At 38.2% G+C, this 26,252-nt stretch carries 3 protein-coding genes; all 3 read left to right on the forward strand.

Going from position 1 to position 26,252, the window contains the following annotated elements:
- Nucleotides 1-5: 5 nt before the first annotated feature.
- The 3 genes from DN389_RS26440 to DN389_RS26450 are packed head-to-tail and all read left to right on the forward strand — an operon-like array spanning nucleotide 6 to nucleotide 25,914.
- Nucleotides 6-4,562, forward strand: coding sequence for a non-ribosomal peptide synthetase (locus DN389_RS26440; protein ID WP_149237763.1), 4,557 nt, complete (start codon nucleotides 6-8; stop codon nucleotides 4,560-4,562).
- A gap of 2 nt (nucleotides 4,563-4,564) precedes the next feature.
- A complete protein-coding gene (locus DN389_RS26445; RefSeq protein ID WP_149237764.1) occupies nucleotides 4,565-11,035 on the forward strand; it encodes a non-ribosomal peptide synthetase in 6,471 nt (2,156 codons plus the stop codon).
- Nucleotides 11,032-25,914 (forward strand): non-ribosomal peptide synthetase, encoded by a 14,883-nt coding sequence (locus DN389_RS26450; protein ID WP_149237765.1) that lies wholly within the window; start codon nucleotides 11,032-11,034, stop codon nucleotides 25,912-25,914. The genes DN389_RS26445 and DN389_RS26450 overlap by 4 nt, the downstream gene beginning before the upstream one ends.
- The last annotated feature ends 338 nt before the right edge of the window (nucleotides 25,915-26,252 follow it).

The following is a 26,252-nucleotide window of genomic DNA, read 5'->3' on the forward strand; positions in this document are numbered from 1 at the left end:
TTTTTATGACCAATGAGGAATGTTATTCATTAAGCCATCCGCAGCGAAGAATATGGTATACAGAAGTTATTCATTCTGATAAAGGAATATGTAATTTAAGATTTTTATTTAAACTTCATCGAAAAATAAATTATTCAAAATTAAACCAAGTTGTGAATCGAGTCATTAGTGAAAATGATGGTCTGTGCATTAGGTTAAAAGAAAATGGGCATCAGGAACCGAAACAATATTTTATTAAACATGAAGAACAAGAATTTGAGTTTTTTGATTTCAGTAATGTGGAGAATACAAATTTGCTTGAGGAATGGATTGAGCAGAAAACAAAAGAAACGTTTACATTATTTAATTCAAATTTATACTATTTCGCTTTAATAAAATTAAACGATAACGAATGTGCAGTCTTTGGAAATGTTCATCATATTATTATGGATGGTTTATCAATTCAAATATTTACTGAGCAGATTGCAAAATATTATTATGAAATGTATAACGAGAATGAGGAAGGTGAAAGTGAAAATTCATATGTTCAATTTCTGACTAATGAACAAACATACTTGAATAGTAGTCGCTTTCAAAAAGATCAAAAATTCTGGTTAGAGGAATTTAAAACACTGCCATCTGTGACTGGATTGAAGCCCTATAATACGTACCAAGCTAGTACCAAAGCATCACGTGAGACATTTATATTAACGGAGCATTTGAAGAGAAAGATAGAGAAATTTTCTGAAGATTACAAAATTAGTTTATACACTTTTTTTGTTGCTGCTTTCTCGTTGTCCATGTATCGGTGGACCTCATCGCTTGATATTGGTTTAGGAATGGCTTACGGCAATCGTATGACTAAAATGGAGCGAAAATTGATTGGAATGATGGTGAGTACAGTTCCTTTAAGAATGGATATTGATCCGGAAGAAGAAGTACTTTCATTTATTAGTAGGGTATCCAGAAAACAAAGCAAATTATTGAGACACCAGAAATATCCATTTGATTTGTTATTAAAGCAGATTAATAAAGAGAATAATAGTAATGTGAGACTTTTCGGAACTACGATTGATTATAGGGATCGTGATGAAAGTGGTGACTCACTATGGATTCCAAACCATGAAGAGGTGCAAGATTTTGCAGTGCATATTGAAAATCTAATTGATATTGACTCTTTACATGTACATATTGATTATCGTGAGGAGCTATTTTCTAAGGAAGAGATAAAACGTTTTTTTAACGTGATGTTAGCGATAATGGAAAACACTTTTGAAAAACCAAAGCAGAAGGTAGCTGAAATCGAAATCATTTCTGATGAAGATAAAAGAAGAAGTTTAGTTGAGTTCAACAATCCTAAGCTGGATTTCCCATCTCAAGTAACTATTCATGAATTGTTCGAACAGCAAGCGTTGAACTATCCACGCGATATTGCAGTTACGTATGGAAAAGAAAAAGTTACTTATAGAGAGCTTAATGAACGCGCAAATCAGTTAGCTCATTATTTGCAGAAAAAGGGAGTAAGACCTGATACTTTAGTGGGACTGTGCGTTGAACGTTCCCTCGAAATGATTGTAGGTATTTTAGGGATTTTGAAGGCTGGTGGGGCTTATGTTCCACTTGATTCAACATATCCAGAGCAGCGACTTCAATATATTTTAGAAGATGCTAGCATTCAGTTATTCGTAACGCAAGAAAGTTTAAAAGAATTGAAATGTTTACCAGAAAATGTTGAGTCGATTTGCCTGGATCGTGATCAAGATGAGATTGGGAAAGAAAGTAAGACTTTACCGGTTTCTGATGTCAGTTCCCAAAATTTAGCATACGTGATCTATACTTCGGGATCAACGGGGAATCCAAAGGGTGTTATGATAGAGCATCACAATGTCATTCGGTTATTTAAATCAACGGATTGTTGGTATCAGTTTAATGAAAAAGATACTTGGACGCTTTTTCATTCTTATGCATTTGATTTCTCAGTATGGGAAATTTGGGGAGCATTATTATATGGTGGAAAATTAGTTGTTGTTCCGTACTGGATTAGTCGATCACCTAAGGATTTTTATCAATTATTGGTGGAGGAAGAAGTCACAGTTCTAAATCAGACACCTTCCGCATTTCGACAATTAATACAAGTGTGTGAACAAGAAGATATGAATAAAAATTTGCAACTGCGTTATGTCATATTTGGCGGAGAAGCGTTAGAACCTACTAGCTTGTTACCGTGGTTTCAAAGGTATGGGGATAAAAAACCACAGTTAATTAATATGTATGGAATTACAGAAACTACCGTTCATGTTACATATTATCCAATTACTCTAGAAGATGTGCAGCATGCTTCAAGAAGTAATATTGGCAAGCGGATTCCCGATTTAGAAGTGTATATACTGGACGCTTATCAACAACCTGTTCCTATAGGTGTTGATGGTGAACTTTATATTGGTGGGGCAGGACTGGCACGTGGGTATTTAAAGAGACCTGAATTAACAGCAGAGCGTTTTATATCTCATCCATTTAGTAGTGATCCGAAAGCGAGATTATACCGGACAGGAGACTTAGCGAGGTATTTGCCAGATGGAAATCTGGATTATCGTGGAAGAATTGATCATCAGGTTAAAATACGTGGTTTCCGAATTGAGATTGGGGAGATTGAGTCTACTTTACATACATATGCATCTGTAAAAGAGGCAGTTGTAATTGTAAGAGAAGATCAGCCAGGCGATAAAAGATTAGTAGCATATGTTGTAGGAGATGGAAATGTAGATGCGTGGAGAGAGTATCTTAAAGCGAAACTACCAAGTTATATGGTTCCTTCGGGATTTGTGGTGATGGAAGCTATTCCACTTACAGCTAACGGTAAAGTTGATCGTGAGGCCTTACCTATGCCGGAGGAAAAGCAGATTAATAGTGAATCTGTTGGCCCTCGGAATAGTAACGAACAGATACTGACTACCATTTGGAAGCAAGTATTAGGTGTTAAAAAGGTGGGAATCTATGATAATTTCTTTGAAATTGGTGGCGACTCGATTCTCAGTATTCAAATCATATCTCAAGCAAGTCAAGTGGGGTTAAAACTTACTCCAAAGCAAATGTTTGAATGCCCAACTATCGCTGAACTGGCACAAGTGGCTATAAAAACGCAGGGAGTACAAGCGGAGCAGGGAATTGTGATAGGTGATGTGTCTCTTACTCCAATTCAGTGTTGGTTCTTCGAGCAAGAACATCCACATCTGGAGCATTGGAATCAATCAATGCTATTAAGAGTAAAAGAAAGATTGGATGTGAAGTTACTAGAGGGAGCGATAGTAACTTTACTCAAACATCATGATGCTTTACGTTTCCGGTACAAACAGTTACCAAACGGAACGTGGAGGCAGAGAAATGAAGGGACTGATGAGCTGTCAGTACTCCATGTTGTAAAACGGAATCAAGTTAATGAAAAAGAGTGGAATACAATAATACAAGAAGAGATGAACATTAATCAAGCTAGTTTCAATCTAGTTACTGGTCCGTTAATGAGGATAGTGTACTTTGAGGATAACTTGACTGGAAATGATCGAATATTCTGGGTGATTCATCATTTAGTAGTAGATGGAGTATCATGGAGGATTCTATTGGAAGATTTACAGACGGTATATAACCAGATGAAACAAGGTCAAGAAGTTCGCTTACCTGCGAAAAGTACTTCTTTTAAAGAATGGTCTGAACGACTCCAGACGTACAGTGATTCGGGTATTTCGAAAGAAGTACAAGATTATTGGAATGAACAAGTAGAAAAAGAAACGATGAAAATTCCAATGGACTATCCAATACAAAAAACAACAGAAGAATCGATTGATCAAGTGACAGGGACTTTAGGAATAGAAGAAACACATGAATTGTTACACGAAGTTCCAGTAACTCATAAGACAAGGATTGATGAGGTACTATTAACGGCATTAGGACAAGCTATCGTCGATTGTACAAATCAGCAAACGGTTTCTATTCATCTAGAAGGACACGGAAGAGAAGAGGTAATTGAAGGTATTGATTTATCAAGGACAGTGGGCTGGTTCACGAGTATTTATCCCGTTCATCTCAATTTTCAAGGAACTCAAACACCTATTGAAGGGTTAAAGGCTGTCAAAGAACAATTGCGTCGAATTCCGAATCGTGGAGTTGACTATGGTATTTTACGTTACTTGAATAAAGGATTACTTCCGTTTTATCAGCAAAAGCCTTCAATAAGTTTTAACTATTTGGGCCAATTTGATCAGGTTTTCTCAAGGGAATCTTTGTTTATGCAAGAGACAGGATTTACATTTTTAGATCATGCTCCAGATTCCAAACCATCTCATCTAATTGATGTTATTGGAATGGTGAAAGATGAAAAGTTACATTTTGTTTGGTTGTATAGTAGAGAACAGTTTTCTAAATTAAAAATTCAATTGATAGCAGATGGTATGTTGAGGCACCTTCGTCAACTTATAAATAAACCAACAACAGAGTCTGCTTTTACGGTATCAGATTTTGCTGATGCAGAGGATCTTACGGAAGAAAGCTTGAGCAAAGTATTACTTAAATTAACAAAGAAAAGGGTGTAAAAATGGGAGACGTTATTGATATATATGGTTTATCACCTTTGCAAAAAGGAATACTGTTTCATACTTTATACGATCAAGATGATGAACATTCATTTTCCTATATTGTACAAGTAGGTTTCTTGCTCGGGGGGCAATTGGATATTGCTACTTTTGAAAAGGCCTGGGAATATGTTATTCATCGACATGAGGTTTTACGTTCAGTATTTGTGTGGGAGGAAGTAGAAAAACCACTACAAGCGGTTTACCAACGTCTTCCTTTTATTATTCATCAAGAGGATTGGAGCGCCCATTCACACAAGGAAAGGGCGAAAAAATTACAACAGTTTTTAAATGCAGATCGTAGAAAAGGATTTTTATTAGATGAAGCACCATTGATGAGAGTCACTGCGATTAAAGAGGCAAATGAGGAAACGAGGATTATTTGGACACATCATCATATTTTGCTAGATGGATGGAGTGTGTCATTGGTCTTTAGTGAAGTGATGGAAGTTTATCTCAAGATGATAAGGGGAGAATTATTGAATCTTCCTAACTCTCTTCCTTATAAAAAATATATCCAGTGGATAAATAAACAAGATCAAAGTCAAGCAGAGGAATTTTGGAAAGAAGAATTAAAAGGGTTCTATGCACCTACGCCATTAGCAATGGAAAGAAAGAACCAAGGACAAGAGAAGGGCTATGGAGAGTGTGTTTATCAAGTATCTGAGGAACTTACTGAGAATTTACAAGAGTGGGTACGAAATAGTCGATTAACGTTGAATACGTTAGTACAAGGTGCATGGGCTTATTTGATGAGTAGGTATAGCGGTGAAAGTGACATCGTATTTGGCGTAACTAGCTCTGGACGTCCTACTGATTTAATGGGAGCAGAGAATATGGTGGGGTTATTTATTAACACCTTACCTACTAGAATTCGATTAACGGATAATACATCAGTAGTAGATTGGCTTCGTAAAATACAAATGAAAGAAATGGAACGAAGACAATATGAGTATAATTCGTTGATAGATATTCAAGGATGGAGTGAGGTTCCACGAAATAGTTCCTTGTTTCATACCTTGTATGTGTTTGAAAATTATCCAATTCAAGGTGAGAGAAATGAAGATTTAAGATTATTAGATGTTAAAAGCGCGGAACAAACCAATTATCCTTTAACACTCATTGTAATGCCCGGTAAGAAAATTACTTTAAAGTTAATGTATGATCGAAGCTATTTTAATGAAGGAACAATAAATCGGATTCAGAATCACTTATTGCAAATACTAATTCAGATGACGAAGAACCTAGATTCAAAACTCTTTGAAATTACTCATTTAACAGCGGAAGAACAGATACTGTTACTAGAGGAATGGAATCATACTCAAGTAAATTATTCGGCTGAAGGCATGATTCATACGATATTTGAGGAGCAAGTAAAAAAAACACCGGAAGCAATCGCGGCTATTTACGAAAATGAACAAATTACCTATAAAGAGTTAGAGAAGCGTGCGAATCAACTAGCTCATTATTTACAAAAGCATGGTGTAGGCCCAGAGTCTCTAGTTGGGGTATATATGGAACGTTCATTACAAATGATGATAGCGTTATTAGGGATTCTAAAATCAGGAGCAGCGTATGTTCCACTCGACCCTACTTATCCAGAGAGTCGGCTTCGATATATATTAGAGGATGCTGGAATCGAAGTACTAGTGACGGAAGAAAATTCTAAAAATTTGTTTGTATCTGAAAATATTAAAACGATTTGTATGAATAAAGATTACACTGCAATTGAAAAAGAAAAATCAACTCCATGTATAAGTGGTGTAACAGGAGAAAGTTTAGCGTATGTTATGTATACTTCAGGATCTACAGGGAATCCAAAGGGAGTAATGATTGAGCACCATTCAGTAATCAATTATCTAGAATGGATGCAACATAAATATCCACTTTCTGAAAAGGATGTGGTCTTGCAGAAAACGCCATTCTCATTTGATGTCTCTGTTTGGGAGTTGTTTTGGGGTATTCACGTTGGTGCAAGTGTATCTTTCCTACCTCCAGGTGGAGAAAAAGATCCTTCTATTATAGCTGAAGTGATTAAAAAACATCAGGTTACTATAGTTCAATTTGTACCTTCGATGTTATCAGTTTTCTTAGATCACTTCAATCGTATCGAATTGAACATGAATTGTTCGTCCATACGCCATGTATTTTCTGGTGGGGAAGAACTAAGTTCAGGGTTAGTTAGACGATTTCAGCAAAAATGGAATTATAGTGGACAAGTGAAATTAACCAACTTTTATGGACCAACTGAAGCCACTATTTATGTGAATGCATTTGATATTCAGCCTAATCAAGAATTTGTTTCTATTGGGCGGCCAATACAGAACACGCAATTATATGTATTAGACCAAAATCAACGTCTGCAATCAATAGGAATTGAGGGTGAGTTATATATTGGTGGTGCTGGTTTAGCGCGTGGATACTTAAATCGTCCGAATCTTACTGCTGAAAAATTCGTTTCACATCCATTTCGATTGGGGGAACGACTATATCGAACAGGAGATTCAGTAAGATATTTAACTGATGGAAATATAGAATTTATAGGTCGAATGGACCATCAAGTCAAAATGCGTGGTTTTAGGATTGAATTAGGAGAAATTGAAGCGACTTTAGAAAAATGTTCGTTTATTAAAGAGGCTGTTGTATTAGTTAGAGAAGATCGTCCAGGTGATCAACGATTGGTTGCATATGTAATAAGCGATGGAAATACCGAGGAGTGGAGAGAGTATTTACAAAACCAATTACCAAATCATATGATTCCAGCACACTTTGTAGAGCTAGAACACTTCCCGCTTACTCCGAATGGGAAAATTGATCGAAAGGCCTTGCCAGCACCTGATGATCAAGCTATTGGAGATTTAAATGTTCTACCTCGGACGCCATCGGAAGAGCTTATTGCCTCGGTTTGGGGTCAAGTGTTAGGGGTGGGGAATATTGGTATTCAGGATTCCTTTTTTGAACGTGGTGGACACTCACTACTTGCTACTCAAATTGTCTCTCGATTGCAAGAATTGTTCCAAATCAAAATTCCCTTACGTGAACTTTTCAAGCACGATACAGTGGCAGCGTTGGCGAAACGAGTAGATCAGTTACGAAAAGAAGATAAAAAACGAGAGATTGCCCCTCTTGTACCTATGAAACGGGAAGAAGCTATTCCACTTTCCTATGCGCAGAAACGTCTATGGTTTATTGATCAATTAATGCCAAATAGTGCTATGTACAATATTCATGCAGCGTGTCGCTTAACAGGTAAATGGTCAATTGAAGCATTGGAGGCCGGATGGAATCAATTGTTGGAGCGTCATGAATCATTGCGAACGATAATTCTAGAACAAGAGGGTGAACCTTTTCAACAGGTTCAATCTCATGTATTCGGGCATATCCCTCAAACGAATCTAACAGATTTCTCTTTGGAAGATAGGGAAAGAGAAATGAAACGGCTCATTCAAAACGAAGCTGAGGAACCATTTTATTTTGGACAAGGTCCTCTAATTCGAACACGCATATTGAAAGTGGACAGTGAAGAGTGGATTCTCATTTGTACGATGCATCATATTATTTCAGATGGATGGTCAATGGGAATCTTACTTGAAGAATGGATGGCTTTTTATGAAGGAGCATTAAGCGACAAACCGGTGGAATTGAAGGAGTTATCTATCCAATATGCAGATTTTGTCATGTGGCAGAAGGAATGGCAAAAAGAAGAGAATTTGAATCAGCACCTTCAATATTGGAAGGAAGAATTGTCTGGGGAACTACCGGTTTTACAATTACCGATGGATCGTCCTCGACCTGCAGTTCAAACCCATCGTGGTGCAAGTCAGTCTTTAATAGTGGCGAATTCCCTACAGGAAAAGCTCAAAGATTTAAGTCTGCAAGAAGGATGCACTTTATTTATGACATTGATGGCAGCGTATCAAAGCTTCCTTTCTCGTTATACAGGACAGGACGACATCATAGTTGGAAGCCCGATTGCTAATCGAAATGTGAAAGAGATTGAGGGATTAATAGGTCTCTTTGCAAATACGTTAGTTTATCGAGCTGATTTCAGTGAAAACCCGACGTTCCAAGAACTTTTGTCGCAGGTAAGAAAAAAAGCACTAAAAGCATACGAGTATCAGGATATTCCATTTGAGAAAGTGGTAGAATCCGTAAAGCCGGAACGGAATACAAGTCATTCACCAATATTCCAAACCATGTTTACTTTACAGAATACGAAACAAGAGTTTCTTCAGCTATCTGAAAGACAAATGGAACTCATGGAAAGCCATGTTTCTGTTGCAAAATTTGATTTGAGTTTATTTGCTTCTGAGACGGAAGAAGGATTATCACTAACCTTTGAATATAATACTGATTTGTTTAATGATACAACCATTGAACGTATGGTAAGTCATTTTGAACATTGGCTAAATCAAATTGCCTCTTATCCAAAATGTTTATTATCAGAATTGAATATGTTATCGAAAATAGAATATAAGCAACTACTAGAGGAATGGAATGAATTAGCTGTTATTGATATAGAAGATAGCATGATTCATACAATGTTTGAAGAACAAGTGGAAAAAACACCAGAAGCAATTGCAGTAGTGTGCGAAGATGAAGAACTAACATATCGAGAGTTGGACGAACGCTCGAATCAGTTGGCACATTATTTACAAAAAAATGGTGTTACATGCGAATCATTAGTTGGGATTTGTGTTACACGTTCATCCGAGATGATTGTCGGTCTCTTAGGAATTATGAAGGCAGGAGGAGCATATGTCCCAATTGATCCAGCATATCCGGAAAGTCGACTGCAGTACATTTTAGAAGATGCTCAAATAAAGGTACTGGTGACACAGGAAAAGTTACAACAAAAAATGGTTATACCTACATTCGTCAACGTCATTTGTATTGATCGTAATCCATCAGAAATAGAACAAGAAGTTACTACGGTATGCACGAGTGAAGTGACGGGCGATAACTTAGCCTATATTATCTATACTTCAGGCTCCACTGGAAATCCAAAGGGAGTAATGATTGAGCACAGGAATACAGTAACAATGATTCATTGGGCGCATCACACGTATTCCCGAAAGGCATTAGCGGGAGTATTAGCTTCAACTTCACTATCTTTTGATTTATCCGTTTTTGAAGTATTTGTTCCCTTAACGATGGGGGGGAAGGTGATTGTCGCTGAAAATGCTCTACATCTAGACAAGTTGTCTACCAAAGGTGTGACTTTGGTTAATACTGTGCCATCGGCAGCAAAGGAACTGGTTCGAGCAAAGACAATTCCTTCTTCAGTAAAGGTAATGAATTTGGCTGGAGAACCGTTACCATATCCGCTTGTTCAAGATTTATACGAGAGAAGTACGATTGAGAAGGTATACAACTTATATGGACCGTCTGAAGATACTACGTATTCCACGTATATGGAATTAGAAAAGGGTGTCATGCATAGGGTACCACCAATTGGTAAACCAATCTTCAATACAGAAGTATATGTACTAAGTGCTGAACAAAAAATGGTTCCAATTGGTGTAGTTGGTGAGCTGTACATTGGTGGATCAGGGTTAGCACGTGGATATTTAAAACGCCCTGACTTAACGAAAAATCGATTTATACCGCATCCGTTTAAAGAAAACGAGCGAGTATACCGGACTGGAGATCTAGTAAGGTATTTGCCAGATGGAAATTTGGAGTATGTTGGACGAATTGATCATCAGGTGAAAATTCGTGGGTTCCGGATTGAACTAGGAGAAATTGAAGCGGTATTACAAAAGCATACATTAGTTAACGAAGCTATTGTGATGGTGCGGGAAGATTATCCTGGCGATCCACATTTGATTGCCTATGTTGTAGGAGACGGGGATGCTCAAAAGTGGCGTGATTATCTCAAGGACCAACTACCAAATTATATGATTCCATCCTATTTTGTTGGATTAAATGCATTTCCACTCACTCCTAATGGGAAAATTGATAGGAAGGTTTTACTAACACCAGAGAAACAGGAGATAGCAAGTGGTTATATTGCTCCTCGTACGTCTACGGAAAAAACAATTGTTTCGATATGGCATGAAGTTTTAGGTATGGAAAACATCGGAATTCAGGATTCGTTTTTTGAAATTGGTGGACATTCATTACTTGCTACGCAAGCCGTTTCTAATCTTAAAGAGGCTTTTGGAATCGAGATACCATTGCATGATTTATTTATGTTTCATACGGTGCAGCAATTGGCAGAACAGGTTGATCAATTGCTCGATAACAAAAATCAAGAAATGCAGAATGATAGTAAGGAGAATGTAAGTCTTCAAGACTATATTCAAAAAGAAGCAGAAGTGAGTAATGATGAAGAATTACTGGAACTGCTTAAGCAATTAGAAGAGTTATCAGAGGAAGAAGCACAAGGGATATTCGAGAGTAATTTGATTGAGGAAGGGGTAAAAAAATGAGAAGTGATTTACTTGCAAAGCTGAGTTCACTTTCTCCTGAGAAGAGAGCATGGCTTCAGAAGCAAATGCAAAAAAAGGAGAATAAAGAAGCACTCCCGTTGTCTTATGCGCAACAACGTTTGTGGTTTATGGACAGATTTAATCCAAACAGTTCTTTATATAATATTCCAACGGTATGGCATCTAAAAGGAAATTGGATACCTGAAGCATTAGAAAAGGGATTCAATCGACTCATTGAACGCCATGAATCATTACGAACTGTTTTTAAAGAAGTAGGAGAACAACCTGTGCAACAAATTGTCGAATTCCTTCCTAGAGCATTACCTGTAAGAGATTACTCTCAACTTCCTCTAGAAGTAAAAGAAAAAGAGGTAGATAGTTTAATTGCGAGAGAAGCGCAAGAACCATTTGATTTAATGAATGGTCCTTTAATTCGTAATCAGCTTGTTCAATTAGAGAAGGATGAATGGTTATTACTGTGTACGATGCATCATATTATTTCTGATGCTTGGTCCATTGGTATATTCATGAATGAATTAATTGCTTTCTATGAAGAAGAAACGGGCGGAAATCCTGCTAAATTAAGCTCATTATCCATTCAATATGCAGACTTTGCGAAGTGGCAAAAGGAGTGGTTGCAAGGTGATGTGCTAAATCGTCAGCTTACGTATTGGCAGGAAGAATTGTCTGGTGAGCTTCCTATCTTACAACTGCCAGTGGATCGACCTCGACCGGTTAAGCAGACTTACTCTGGGGCTACGCATCACGTAATTTTCCCTTATAAATTGCTTAGTCAATTGAAGGATATAAGCCGACAAGAAGGATCTACTTTATTTATGACTTTAATGGCTGCATACCAGAGCTTTCTTGCTCGTTATACGGGACAAAAAGATATTCTAGTTGGTAGTCCGATTGCAAATCGGAACCACAAGGGAGTAGAAGGATTAATTGGTTTCTTTGTTAATACGTTGGTTTACCGATCAGATTTGAGTGGCACCCCTACTTTTCGGGAGATTTTGAGCCAAACAAAGAAAAAGGCGTTAAAAGCTTACGAATATCAAGATATACCATTTGAAAAAGTGGTAGAAGCTGTGCAACCTGAACGAAGCATGAGTCATTCGCCTATCTTTCAGACCATGTTTACGCTACAGAATATAAAACAAGAACGACTAGATTTGTCTGGTAAAAGTATTGAAATGGTAGAAAGTAATATGTCTATTGCTAAATTTGATTTGAGCTTAACTGCCTATGAAGTGGAAGAAGGTCTATTTGTCTCATTTGAATACAATACGGATTTATTTGATAGTAGTACCATTGCACGTATGGCAGGCCATTTTGAGAACTGGCTAAATGAAATCACGTACCATCCAGATGAATCATATACAAAGCTGTCAATGTTATCGGACACTGAGCAAAAACAACTCCTAGAAGAATGGAATGATACGGACGTAGTTTATGGTCATGATTGTATGATTCATGAGCTATTTGAGCAGCAAGTTTCACGGACACCTGATGCAGTGGCGGTAGTTTATGAGGGGGGAAAGCTAACGTATCAAGAACTCGATGAAAAATCGAACCAATTGGCACATTTTCTACAAAAACGAGGTATCGGACCTGAATCATTAGTCGGTATATGTATTGAACGTTCTCCTGATATGATTATTGGTCTCTTTGGGATTTTGAAAGCAGGTGGGGCTTATGTCCCACTGGACCCAAGTTACCCCGAAAACCGCCTGAGATACATTTTGGAGAATTCACAAATTCAAGTGCTGTTAACAAAAGAGGCACTACAGGACTGGTTACCTAAAGGTATTCAAGCAATTTGTTTAGACCGGGATCGAGTAATGATTTCTAAAGAGAGTAATTTAGCTCCAGTGAGTGGAGTGACAGCAAATAACTTAGCTTATATCATATACACTTCGGGTTCGACGGGAAATCCAAAGGGAGTAATGATTGAACATCATTCCGTTATAAACCGCTTACAGTGGATGCAGAAAAAATATCCATTATCCGAGGAGGATACAATCCTACAAAAGACACCGTTTTCGTTTGATGTTTCTGTCTGGGAATTGTTTTGGTGGTCATTTGTAGGGGCGCAGGTTTGTTTGCTTCCACCAGGAGGAGAGAAAGATCCTGCGGTGATTGAGGAATACATTGAACGATATCGTGTGTCCACCATGCACTTTGTTCCGTCGATGTTATCTACTTTCTTAGATTATATGGAACTATATAATTCGAAAAGGGATCTATCGTCTTTAATTCAAGTTTTTACTAGTGGAGAAGCGTTAAACACTGAGCAGGTTCGACGATTTAAGGGGATCTTTTACAATGTTCAACAAACAAAGTTAATTAACTTGTATGGTCCTACTGAAGCGACTGTGGATGTGACTTATTATGATTGTGATTTAGAAAAAGAACCAATGCTTATTCCGATTGGTCGTCCGATTGATAATACAGAGTTGTATGTGTTAGATCAATATCAACAAGTGGTCCCGATTGGTGTGGCAGGGGAACTTTACCTTGGGGGAGTAGGATTGGCACGTGGCTACTTCAATCGACCAGATTTAACTACTGAACGTTTTATTTCGCACCCCTTTAAGAATGGGGAACGATTATATCGAACGGGTGACCTGGTGAGATATATGAATGATCGTAACTTAGAATATATTGCAAGAATAGATAATCAAGTCAAAATTAGAGGATTCCGAATTGAATTGGGAGAAATTGAAGCAGCTTTACATGATCACCCATCTGTAAAAGAGGCTGTTGTGTTGGTGAGGGAAGATCGACCAGGAGATAAGCAGTTAGTAGCGTATGTAGTGGGTGAAGGGGATACTGGAGAGTGGCGTAAATATCTTAAGAAGCAATTGCCACATTATATGGTTCCAGCATACTTCTTCAAAATTGAAGGGATGCCACTCACTCCAAATGGTAAAGTGAATCGGAAAGCCTTATTGGAATTGGAAGAACAGTTCATAAGTGAAGATATTACTTCATCACGAACACCAGTGGAGGAGCTCATCGTTTCCGTATGGAGCCAAGTGTTAGGAATAAAAAATATTAGTGTACAGGATTCCTTTTTTGAAATCGGTGGTCACTCACTATTAGCTACTCAAGTAGTTTCACGTTTACAGGAAATCTTTCAAATCGAATTACCAGTACGTGAACTATTTGAATGTACGACGGTGGAGTCACTGGCAAAGCGAGTAGATCAGTTACGTAAAGGAGATAGAAAACGAGAGATTCCGCCACTAATACCGATGGAACGAGGAGAAACTATTCCACTATCTTATGCTCAACAACGCTTATGGTTTATTGATCAATTTACACCTAATAGTGCCCTTTACAATATGCCAATGGTATGTCGCCTTACAGGGAATTGGCTACTTGAAGCATTGGAAATGGGATGGAATCAACTAATAGAACGTCATGAATCACTGCGGACGGTCTTTCACGAAGTGAACGGTCAACCCGTACAGCAAATTAAACCGTATGCTTTTCAATCAATTCCGAAAACGGATTTAACTATGCTTTCTTCTGAAGACCGAGAAGAAGAGGTTAAACGTTTCATTCAACAAGAAACAGAAGTGCCATTTGATTTAACAGAGGGGCCGTTAATCAGGACAAGTATTTTGCACGTGGGAGAGGAAGAATGGATACTCCTTTGTACTTTACATCATATCATTTCAGATGGATGGTCAATGGGAATCCTACTTGAAGAATGGATGGCATTTTATGAGGAAGCAACGGATGGAAAGGTAGCGGAACTTGAACCATTACCGGTTCAATATGCCGACTTTGCTCAGTGGCAAAAAGGATGGCTAAAGGAGGAAGTGCTTGATCAACAACTCCAATATTGGAGGGAAGAATTGTCTGGGGAGCTTCCTGTACTCCAACTTCCTATGGATCGCCCGCGTCCTGCAATACAAACTCATCACGGGTCCACATACACTCTGGTTCTGCCAAGCACGCTACATGATAAATTGAATGAACTTAGTCGAAAAGAAGGGGCTACACTCTTCATGACGCTTTTAGCTGCATATCAAAGTTTTCTATCTCGTTATACGGGACAAGAAGATATTCTGGTCGGAAGCCCAATTGCGAATCGGAATTATAGAGAAATTGAAGGACTAATTGGTTTCTTCGTTAACACGCTAGTTTATCGAGCTAATTTGAGTGGTAGACCGACATTTCAAGATGTACTGTATCAGGTTCGTCAAAAGGCATTGAAGGCGTATGAATATCAAGATATTCCATTTGAAAAAATTGTAGAAGTTGTGCAACCGGAGCGAAGTACAAGTCATTCGCCAATCTTCCAGACTATGTTCATCTTGCAAAATATGAAACAAGAGTTTCCGGTGTTATCTAGTAGAAGTATTGAAATGATAGAAAGCCATAGTCCAATTGCAAAGTTTGATTTAAGTGTAATGGCAGTTGAGACGGAAGAGGGATTACTTTTTACTTTTGAGTACAATAAGGATTTATTCAATGCTACTACTATTGAACGGATGGCAGGACACTTTGAGAAATGGCTATATGAAGTTTCTCATCGCCCACAAAATCCGTTGCATGGCCTGAGCATGCTATCGGAATACGAGCGTACTTTGTTATTAGAAACATGGAATGACACTGTAATGGAAATGTCTCATCAGGGTCTTATTTGCGACAGATTTGAGGAGCAAGTAGCGAGGCGTCCTGATGCGATTGCGGTAGTCGATCAAACAAAACAGTGGACTTATGGTGAACTGGATACACAAGCAAATCAGTTGGCAAATGTTTTACAGCGAAAGGGAGTAGCCCCAGAGTCAGTGGTGGGAGTTTATCTTCCGAGGTCAGCTGAGCTAATGGCAAGTTTACTAGGCATTTTAAAAGCTGGTGGAGCTTATGTTGTTTTAGATCCGTTGTATCCAAAATCAAGGTTAGAATACATGATTGAAGATGCAGGAATTCAATTTGTAGTGACGGCGGAAGGACAAGAAGGACATTTTGCACACGTCGAAATGGTGAGGTTAGAAGAATTAACGGTGGAAAGCGTAATCGCACCTACACGTCAGATAAATCCAGAGAACTTAGCCTATATTGTCTATACCTCTGGTTCTACAGGAAAACCGAAGGGTGTCATGGTTGAACATCGCTCATTAATGAATATGGTTTCTTGGCATCAAGAAGTTTATCGTATTTCAGCAGAGGATCGTGCGACTCAGATTGCAGGTGTTGCTTTTGATTCGGCTGTTCAGGAGATTTGGCCGTATCTAACTGCTGGTGCAGCACTCTACTTGTCAACAGAGGAACTGAGAATTAATCCAGAAGCACTAAGGGACTGGCTCATTGATTCACGAATAACAGCTAGCTTTGCACCTACACCTATTCTGGAAAGACTCTTGAAATTATCTTGGCCAGATAAAACGGATCTTCGTTTTATCATTACTGGTGGGGATCAATTAACGCAGTATCCATCTAACGATATTCCTTTTGCGGTAATTAATCAGTATGGTCCATCGGAAAATACAGTCGTTACCACAGATTGTTATGTACCTGTAGGAGTGACAACAGGTACGCCATCGATTGGTCGACCGATTGCGCATACAGAAGTTTATGTATTAGATTCTCATCTTCAGCTAGTACCAATTGGTGTAATTGGAGATCTCTATATTGGAGGGAAGAGTCTTGCACGTGGATATGCTAATCGTCCGGATCTTACAAAGGAAAAATTTATTCCACATCCTTTCAAGTCAGGAGAACGTCTCTATTACACAGGAGACAAAGCAAGTTATCTTTCTGATGGTAATCTCCAGTTCCATGGACGTATAGATGACCAAGTGAAAATTCGTGGTTTCCGAATTGAATTGGGAGAAATAGAAGCTGTTTTGCAGGCGCATTCTTCTGTGAAAGAAGCAGTTGTATTGGTACGAGAGGATAATCAAGGTGATAAGAGATTAGTAGCTTATGTAGTTGGTGAAGGAAGTGTCCATGAATGGCGAGAATATCTACAAACACATTTACCTAATTACATGGTTCCAACAAACTTTATTGAGATGGAATTTTTACCACTTACACCGAATGGAAAACTTGATTTGAAGGCATTGCCTATACTTAGTGAACAATCCGAAGAAAATACTGTTTACCCACGAAATCCGCTGGAAGAACTTATCGCTTCAGTGTGGAGTCAGGTGCTAGGAATAGGAGACATTGGTGTTCAGGATTCTTTCTTTGAGCTTGGTGGTCACTCTCTACTTGCTACACAAGTGGTCTCACGCTTACAGGAAGTCTTTCAAATCAAATTGCCAGTACGTGAACTGTTCGAATATTCAACGGTCGAGGCATTATCGAAACGAATCGATCAGTTACGTAAGGGGAGCGAAAAACGAGAAATTCCACCACTGGTGCCGATGGAACGAGGAAATAATATTCCACTATCTTATGCCCAACAGCGCTTATGGTTTATTGATCAATTTGCACCTAATAGTGCACTTTATAATATGCCAATGGCATGCCGCCTTACAGGGAGTTGGTTACCTGAGGCATTGGAGTTGGGATGGAATCAGTTGATAGAGCGTCATGAATCTTTGCGGACTGTATTTTATGAAGAGGATGGCCATCCTGTGCAGCAGATTCAACCGTATATTTTCCGTCCGCTTCTGCAAATGGACTTAACTAAGCTTTCATTAGAGGAGCGAGAAAGAAAGTTGGAGCAATGGATTCAAACTGAAGTAGAATCTCCATTTGATTTAGAACAAGGGCCGTTATTCCGTGGGAAACTCATAAGAATTTCAGAAGAAGAATGGGTTCTTCTGTGTAATATGCATCATATTATCTCGGATGGATGGTCGATGGAAATCTTGCTTCAAGAATGGATGGCATTTTATGAGAATGCGATTGGTGAGAAACAAGCAGAGCTGGAACCACTACCAGTTCAATATGCCGATTTTGCTCAGTGGCAAAGAGAATGGTTGAAAGATGAAGTACTAAATCAACAGCTTGCATATTGGAAGGAAGAATTATCTGGTGAGTTACCAGTCTTAATGTTGCCAATGGATCGTCCGCGTCCGCCAGTGCAAACCCACCATGGATTAACTCATAGTGTTTTGTTGTCACGCTCATTACTGGATAAATTAAACGAACTAAGTCGTCAAGAAGGGGCCACACTTTTCATGACCTTATTGGCATCGTATCAAAGTTTCCTTGCTCGTTATACGGGACAAACGGATATTATTGTTGGCAGCCCAATTGCAAATCGAAATTATCGAGAAATTGAGGGGCTGATTGGTTTCTTTGTCAACACCTTGGTTTATCGAGCTGATTTAAGTAATGCACCGGCATTTCAAGAGTTGTTGTCCCAAGTGCGGATAAAAGCATTGAAGGCGTATGAGTATCAAGATGTTCCGTTTGAGAAAATTGTAGAGGTTATCCAACCTGAACGAAATACAAGCTATTCTCCAATTTTCCAAACCATGTTTACTTTGCAAAATATGGGACAAGAGCTACCAGAACTACATGGAAGAAATATAGAAGTAATGGAAAGTAACGCTCCAATCGCTAAGTTTGATTTAAGTTTAACTGCTGCAGAAGTGGAAGAGGGTTTATTACTTACTTTTGTTTATAGGACTGATTTATTTGACAGCTTAACTATTGAATCTATGGCCGAACATTTTGGAAACTGGTTGAATGTAATCGTGAAAAATCCGGATAAATCATTAGCTAAGTTGCCTATATTATCAGGATTACAGCAAAAACAGTTGGAAGAGTGGAATAATGATGCTGTAGCATATCTACAGGAAAGTACGATTCATCAGCTGTTTGAAGAGCAAGTAAATCGTACACCTGACGCGATAGCAGTGGTAGATGAAAAACAGCAGTTAACGTATCGAGAGCTCAATGAAAAAGCTAATCAATTGGCCCACTATCTTCAGCAATGCGGGATTGGGAATGAATCATTGGTTGGACTTTGTTTTGAGCGTTCAGTTGAGATGATTGTTAGTATTATGGGAGCTTGGAAGGCTGGAGCAGCATATGTTCCATTGGACCCATCATATCCAAAAAGTCGTCTAAGATATATTTTGGAGGACACTGGAATTCAAGTATTAGTTACGAATGAGTCATTAGAAGACTGGATACCTAAAGAGGTCAAGATAGTTTGTCTAGATAGAGATCAAACAATGATTTTACAAGAAAGCATTCTTTCACCAAAATGTGAAGTAACAGGAGAAAATTTAGCGTATGTTATTTATACTTCGGGATCGACGGGGAACCCAAAGGGTGTCTTGATACAGCATCATTCTGTAATAAACTTGTCGCATGGCTTACAAAAAGAGGTTTTCGAACATGAGATACCATCTAACATGCATGTCGGTTTAAATGCGTCAATTGCCTTTGATGCATCTATTCAGCAATTACAAATGCTGTTATATGGTTCAAGTTTGTATATTATTCCGAATGAAGTACGAAGTGATCCGGAGAAATTTGTAGCTTATATTAGGGAGAACAAGTTAGAAATCTTTGATATAACACCTTCATTACTTCAATTACTTTTAGATGTCGGATTGTTAGAAACGTGCGATGGCGTTCATGTTCCAAGTAAGGTACTGGTTGGTGGCGAAGCGATTATGCCTTCATTATGGGAACAGCTAGTAGAGACTGATAAAATGGAGTTTTATAATGTATATGGTCCTACAGAATGTACGGTTGATGCAACATGCTATCATATCAAAAAAGATAGTAAGAGAGTAACAATTGGGCGTCCGTTGCCTAACGTTCAAACTTATGTATTAGATAGAAATAGGTTGCCAGTTCCAGTTGGTGTGATGGGTGAACTTTATATAGGAGGAGCAGGTCTAGCAAGGGGATACTTGAATCGTCCAGAATTAACGTCCGAGCGATTTATTTCACATCCATTCAAAGAAGGCGAGAGGTTATATAGAACAGGCGATCTTGTGAGATATCTTTCTGACGGAAATATAGACTACTTAGGAAGAATGGATAATCAAGTGAAGATTAGAGGATTTCGAATCGAACTTGGGGAGATTGAGTCGACTTTACAGGAGCATGACTTGGTAAAAGAGGCAGTTGTAATGGTTAGGGAAAATCAGTCGGGAGATAAGAGGCTGGTAGCTTATGTAGTGGGCGAAGGCAGTTTAGAAGAATGGCGAGAGTATCTTAAAACAAAACTGCCAATCCATATGATACCTTCCTATTTTGTCGAAATGAAAGAATTACCGCTAACCATAAATGGAAAGATTGATCGGAAATCGTTACCTATACCAGATTATCAAGGAGCACAAGAAGGATACGTGGCCCCAAGAAATGAACGTGAACATAAGCTTTCTATCATTTGGGAACGTGTGCTGGGTTCAAAACGTATTGGTATGAATGATAACTTTTTTGAAATTGGTGGAGATTCAATTCTTAGCATTCAGATTGTCTCTCGTGCGAAGCAAGTTGGTTTACAATTGACACCAAAACAAATATTTGAACACCAAACGATTGCTGAGTTGGCGCAAGTAGTCAAAGAAGAACAAGGTGTACAAGCTGAACAGGGAATTATAATTGGAGAGACGATACTTACACCTATTCAGCAAAGGTTTTTTGCACAAAATCATCCTAACCCACATCATTGGAATCAATCCATGTTCTTTAGAACGAAAGAGAAATTGGACATAGGATCACTGGAAAAGGCAGCGGGTAACCTTCTACTTCATCATGATGCCCTGCGTTTAAGATGTGAACGTTTACCTAATGGGGTTTGGAAACAGTGGAATGAAGGAATAGAAGAGCAATTGATGCTTACTGTCATTTCATTAGACGAAGTGCCGGAAGCTGATTGGCATCAGGTTATTCAAAAAGAGATTAATATTGCACAAGAAAGTTTGAATTTACATGATGGTCCGTTAATGAGAATGGTGTATTTTGATGAAGGTGAGCACGCTGGCCGATTATTTTGGACAATTCATCATTTAGCCGTGGATGGTGTTTCTTGGCGAATTTTATTGGAAGATTTGCAAACAGCGTATACGCAAGCAGTCCAAGGGCAGAAAATTCAATTACCTATGAAGAGTACATCTTTTAAAGAATGGTCGGAGAAATTACATCATTACACTGAATCTGGAATATCACAAGAAGTGCTACATTACTGGGAGGAGCAGGCTGAACAAGACGTAGTTAAATTGCCGGTAGATGGTACTATAAGTAATCCAGTAAGCGCAGTAACTGAGGAAATTACTGTGGTGTTAAATGAGAATGAGACCCGTATGTTATTGCAAGAAACTTTAAGCACTCACCGTGTCCAAATCAATGAAGTATTATTAGCAGCATTAGTACAAGCTACGGCAGCATGTACGGGGCAGCCGATATTGAGCGTAGATTTAGAGGGACATGGTCGAGAAGAGATTATTGAAGATGTTGATTTATCGAGAACTGTGGGATGGTTTACAAGTATTTACCCAGTTCATTTAAATATTACTAGTGCTAATACGCCAATTGCAGCATTAAAAGCAGTTAAAGAACAAGTTCGCAAAATTCCTAATAAGGGTGTTGATTATGGGGTGTTGCGTTACATGAACGCAACAATGTGTGAGCAATTAAGCTCCCAATATACACCGTCTATTAGTTTTAACTATCTTGGACAATTTGACCAAATGTTTTCTAGCGATGCAATGTTTATTCCGGAGAACGAATTTAAGCGTTTAGATCATGCTGCCGGTTCCAAGCGATCGCATGTAATTGATGTAATTGGGGTTGTAACGGATGGAAAACTTCAGTTCACTTGGGTATACAATGTTGGACAATTTGCCAAATCAACGATTCAAAGTATTGCACAGAATATGCTATATCAACTGAGTACATTGATTCAATTTTCAGATAGAGAATCTGCACTGACCATTTCGGATTTTGCAATGGCTAATCTTAGCCAAGAAGGTTTGACAAATGTACTAAACAAAATGCATCGCGGAAAGAACAATCAGATTACCGATTTATATCCACTATCACCTTTGCAAGAAGGTATGATTTTCCACACATTGCATGACCAAGGGGATGAACATGTTGCACCGTATATAGTGCAATTGAGTTTTATGATTCGAGGAAAAATGAATATTCCTACATTTGAGCAGGCGTGGAAATCTGTAATTCAGCGGCATGAAATTTTTCGTACAGCATTTGTATGGGACGAAATTGAAGAACCTGTACAAGTGGTGTATGAAAATATCCCTTTTAAAGTGAACAAAGAAGACTGGCGTACAATGACAAGTGAAGAGATCGAGGAAAAAAGAAAAGTCTTTTTGGTATTAGATCGAAAACAAGCCTTCCAATTTGATGAAGCACCATTGATGCGGGTAACAGTCATTCAAGAAGGTGAGGAAGAATATCGGATTGTTTGGACCCATCACCATATTTTACTGGATGGATGGAGTTTACCATTAGTATTTAATGAATTACTTACAGTTTATCAGAAGAGAATGAATGGAGAAGCTGTGAAGTTACCTAAGTCCTCACCATATAAGAAATATATCCAATGGTTAAGAGAGCAAGATAAGGAGCGGGCGGAACAATTCTGGAGAGAGAAGCTAAAAGGTTTTACTGCGCCAACTTTGCTGGGCTTAGAAAGTAAAGAGGAAGAAAAAGGTTACACAGAGAAGGTTACGTATTTATCAGAAGAGCAGACTCAAGCGTTACAAGGATGGGCGAAACGCAATAAACTTACTTTGAGTACAGTAATTCAAGGTGCATGGGCATATCTCATGAGCCGATATAGTGGAGAAAATGACATTGTTTTTGGTGTAACAAGCTCAGGGCGTTCTACGGAGATTATTGATGTTGAAAACATCGTAGGTCCTTTCATTACAACGTCACCGACGCGAATTCAATTGATGGATGATATAAAAGTAATAGATTGGTTGCAGAAGATACAAGAGGAAGAGATAGAAAGAAGACAATATGAGTATGCTTCTTTGACAGAGATTCAGGGGTGGAGTGAAGTTCCTAGAGGAACACCGCTGTTCAATAGTTTATATGTGTTTGAAAATTATCCGGTGAAAGAGGAGTCTTCAGGAAATCTGGAAATTGGTGAATTGGAAGGAGTAGAACAAACCCACTACCCATTAGGGTTGGCTGTAGTTCCAGGACTCCAGTTATCGTTAAAGTTAATGTATGACCGTAGTAAGTTTAATAAATTAACTATTAAAAGAATGTTGGGTCATTTACGCCAAGTATTAATGCAAATGCTCAAAAACATTGATCAAACTCTGTCGGAACTTGTATATATTACGGAAGCTGAACAAAAGCAAGTTTTGGACGAATGGAATGATAATACAATACCCTATCCACGTGAGAATGTAATTCATCAACTATTCGAAGAGCAAGTGAATCGTACACCAGATGCGGTGGCAGTAGTGGATGAAAAACAGCAACTAACGTATCGGGAGCTGAATGAAAGAGCTAATCAATTGGCCCATCATCTACAGAAATATGGAATTGGAACAGAGTCATTAGTTGGCCTTTGCTTTGAGCGTTCAGTTGAGATGGTTGTTGGTCTCATGGGAATTTGGAAGGCTGGAGCAGCCTATGTTCCGTTGGATCCATTGAATCCGGAAAGCCGCCTGCAATATATTTTAGAAGACACAGGAATTAAAGTGTTAGTTACGAATGAGGTATTACTAGGATGGATACCTAAAGAAATCAAGACAGTTTGCCTAGGTAGGGACCAAGCAATGCTTTCTCAAGAAAGCAAACTTTCACCAATATGTGAGGTAACAGGGGAAAACTTAGCGTATGTTATCTATACTTCTGGTTCGACAGGGAATCCAAAGGGGGCTTTAGTACAGCACCATTCTGTAATAAACCTATCATATGGTTTACAAAAAGAAGTTTTCTCACATGAGATACCTAGTAATATGCGCGTCGGTTTGAATGCGTCAATTGCCTTTGATGTATCTATTCAGCAATTACAAATGTTACTTTATGGTTCAAGTTTATATATTATCCCAAGTGAAGTTCGCACTAATCCGGAACAATTTGTGTCCTATATTAGGGAGAATAAATTGGAAATGTTTGATATGACACCTTCATTACTTCAATTACTTATAGATGGAGGATTGCTAGAAATAAGTGCTGATGTTCATGTACCAAGTAAGATATTAGTCGGTGGTGAAGCAATCATGCCGTCATTATGGGAACAGCTAGTAGAGACCGGAAAAATTGATTTTTATAACGTATACGGTCCTACAGAATGTACAGTTGATGCAACATGCTATCATATCAAAAAAGATAGTAAGAGAGTAACGATTGGGCGTCCGTTGCCGAACGTTAAAACTTATGTATTGGATAAAAATATGTTACCTGTTCCCGTTGGTGTAACAGGTGAGCTATATATTGGTGGTGCAGGTATAGCGAGAGGATACTTGAATCGCCCAGAATTAACAGCAGAGCGATTCATCCGTCATCCATTTAATGAAGAAGAGCGTTTATATCGTACGGGAGATTTGGTTCGTTATTTACCTGATGGTAATTTAGATTACTTGAGAAGAATTGATAATCAAGTGAAAATTAGGGGCTTTCGTATTGAACTTGAAGAGATTGAAGCGAATCTAAAGAGGCATCCATTGGTAAAAGAAGCAGTAGTTTTGGTAACAGAGGATAAATTAGGAGAGCAGAGATTGGTTGCTTATGTAGTTGGAGATGGTAGTATGCATGATTGGCGTGAATATCTCAAGACACAAGTACCGAATTATATAGTTCCCGCACACTTTATTAAGGTAGACGAGATTCCTCTTACAACGAATGGCAAAGTTGATCGAAAGGCATTGAACAATTTAACTATTCAAAGAGAAAATAACTTCTCTACACCAATCATTCCAAGGGATGAAATTGAATATCAGTTGATTAAAATCTGGCAGGATGTCTTACAGATAGAAGATGTCTATGTAAATGATGATTTCTTTAATAGAGGAGGACACTCTCTCCTTGTAATTAAATTAGTTTCAAAAATTAGGGAGAAGTTTGGAAAAGAAATTAAGGTGTCTACATTGATTAAGAATCCAACAGTGGAAGGAATCGCATGCCTTATTCGTGATAAGCATGATATGACGAAATCAGTAGCAGCGCTAGTTCCACTACAAGAATCAGAAAAAAGACCTTTCTTCTGCGTTCATCCGTTTATGGGGAATGTATTCTGTTACATTCAACTAGCAAGATTACTTAAGAACCATTGTTCATTTTACGGTTTACAGAATCCTCTTATAGAAAAGGGAGAAATTGACGAGTTGACCTTGCCGGAACTAATTCAACTTTACATTGAAGAAATAAAACATGTTCAGCCAGAAGGCCCATATCGTCTTGGAGGATGGTCTTTAGGCGGTGCAATTGCTTATGAAATCGCAACTGTACTAAAGAATCAAGGTGAGGAAGTTGAGTTGTTGGTACTCATGGATACAAAAGTACCTTCAAAGCAGGACTATAAAACGAGTGAGGATATGCTCTCATATATATATGAGCATTTCATTCCTAGAGATCTTACTGAGCAGGAAGGAGACCTTGTCCATAAACAAGATATGCTAGTGGAGCAATTAATTATGGAAGGAGTACTCCCGCCTGATGCAGATCTTATCAATTTGAAGCAAGTTATCAATGCACATAGGAAATGCCTGAACATAATGGCAGAGCATGATTTAATACCATACTCTGGAGAACTTCTCTACTTTAGTGCTGAGGAAGGAAAAGAGTTGTTTACAGATTGGGGACCTTTATTAAAAGGAAGAGTAAATAGATATTCAGTCCCTGGATTACATGAAGAAATAGTGGGTTCCCCTGCAGTTGAAAAAATAGCTATGTATCTATTAAAGGAATTTGAAGGAATAAAAGAGAGATCCATTTTATTAACGGAAAATTAGAGAGTACAAAAGATGCAACGCTATGAACGAAAAGGGCAGCCCAATACCTGCATATCAAGTGTAGGGAATAATGAATATATTAAGAGCATTACTTTTTAAGGGGATAATGTAAAAAGAAATTGGTAGAGACATAGAAATCTTAATGAGTTACCCATAGTAAGATGTAAATGCTCTGAAATCTTTGTAATAGAAGCGAATACCTGATGATATTACTGAGGAAAGGTGCATATTTTCATTGATATGTAAATATGCACCTTTCCTATTGTATATGCAATTTAATAAAGTGAATTTGAATTTCTGTAACGTTCATATATGAAGTAATTCTTAAAAAAAGGAAG

Source organism: Bacillus sp. AY3-1 (genome assembly GCF_008368785.1).
Classification (GTDB): Bacteria; Bacillota; Bacilli; order Bacillales; family Bacillaceae_G; genus Bacillus_A; species Bacillus_A wiedmannii.

Excerpts from the sequence above, each read along its gene's own strand:
- DN389_RS26450 (WP_149237765.1), top strand. The coding sequence starts at position 11,032 with ATGAGAAGTGATTTACTTGCAAAGCTGAGTTCACTTTCTCCTGAGAAG.
- DN389_RS26440 (WP_149237763.1), top strand. The coding sequence starts at position 6 with ATGACCAATGAGGAATGTTATTCATTAAGCCATCCGCAGCGAAGAATA.
- DN389_RS26445 (WP_149237764.1), top strand. The coding sequence starts at position 4,565 with ATGGGAGACGTTATTGATATATATGGTTTATCACCTTTGCAAAAAGGA.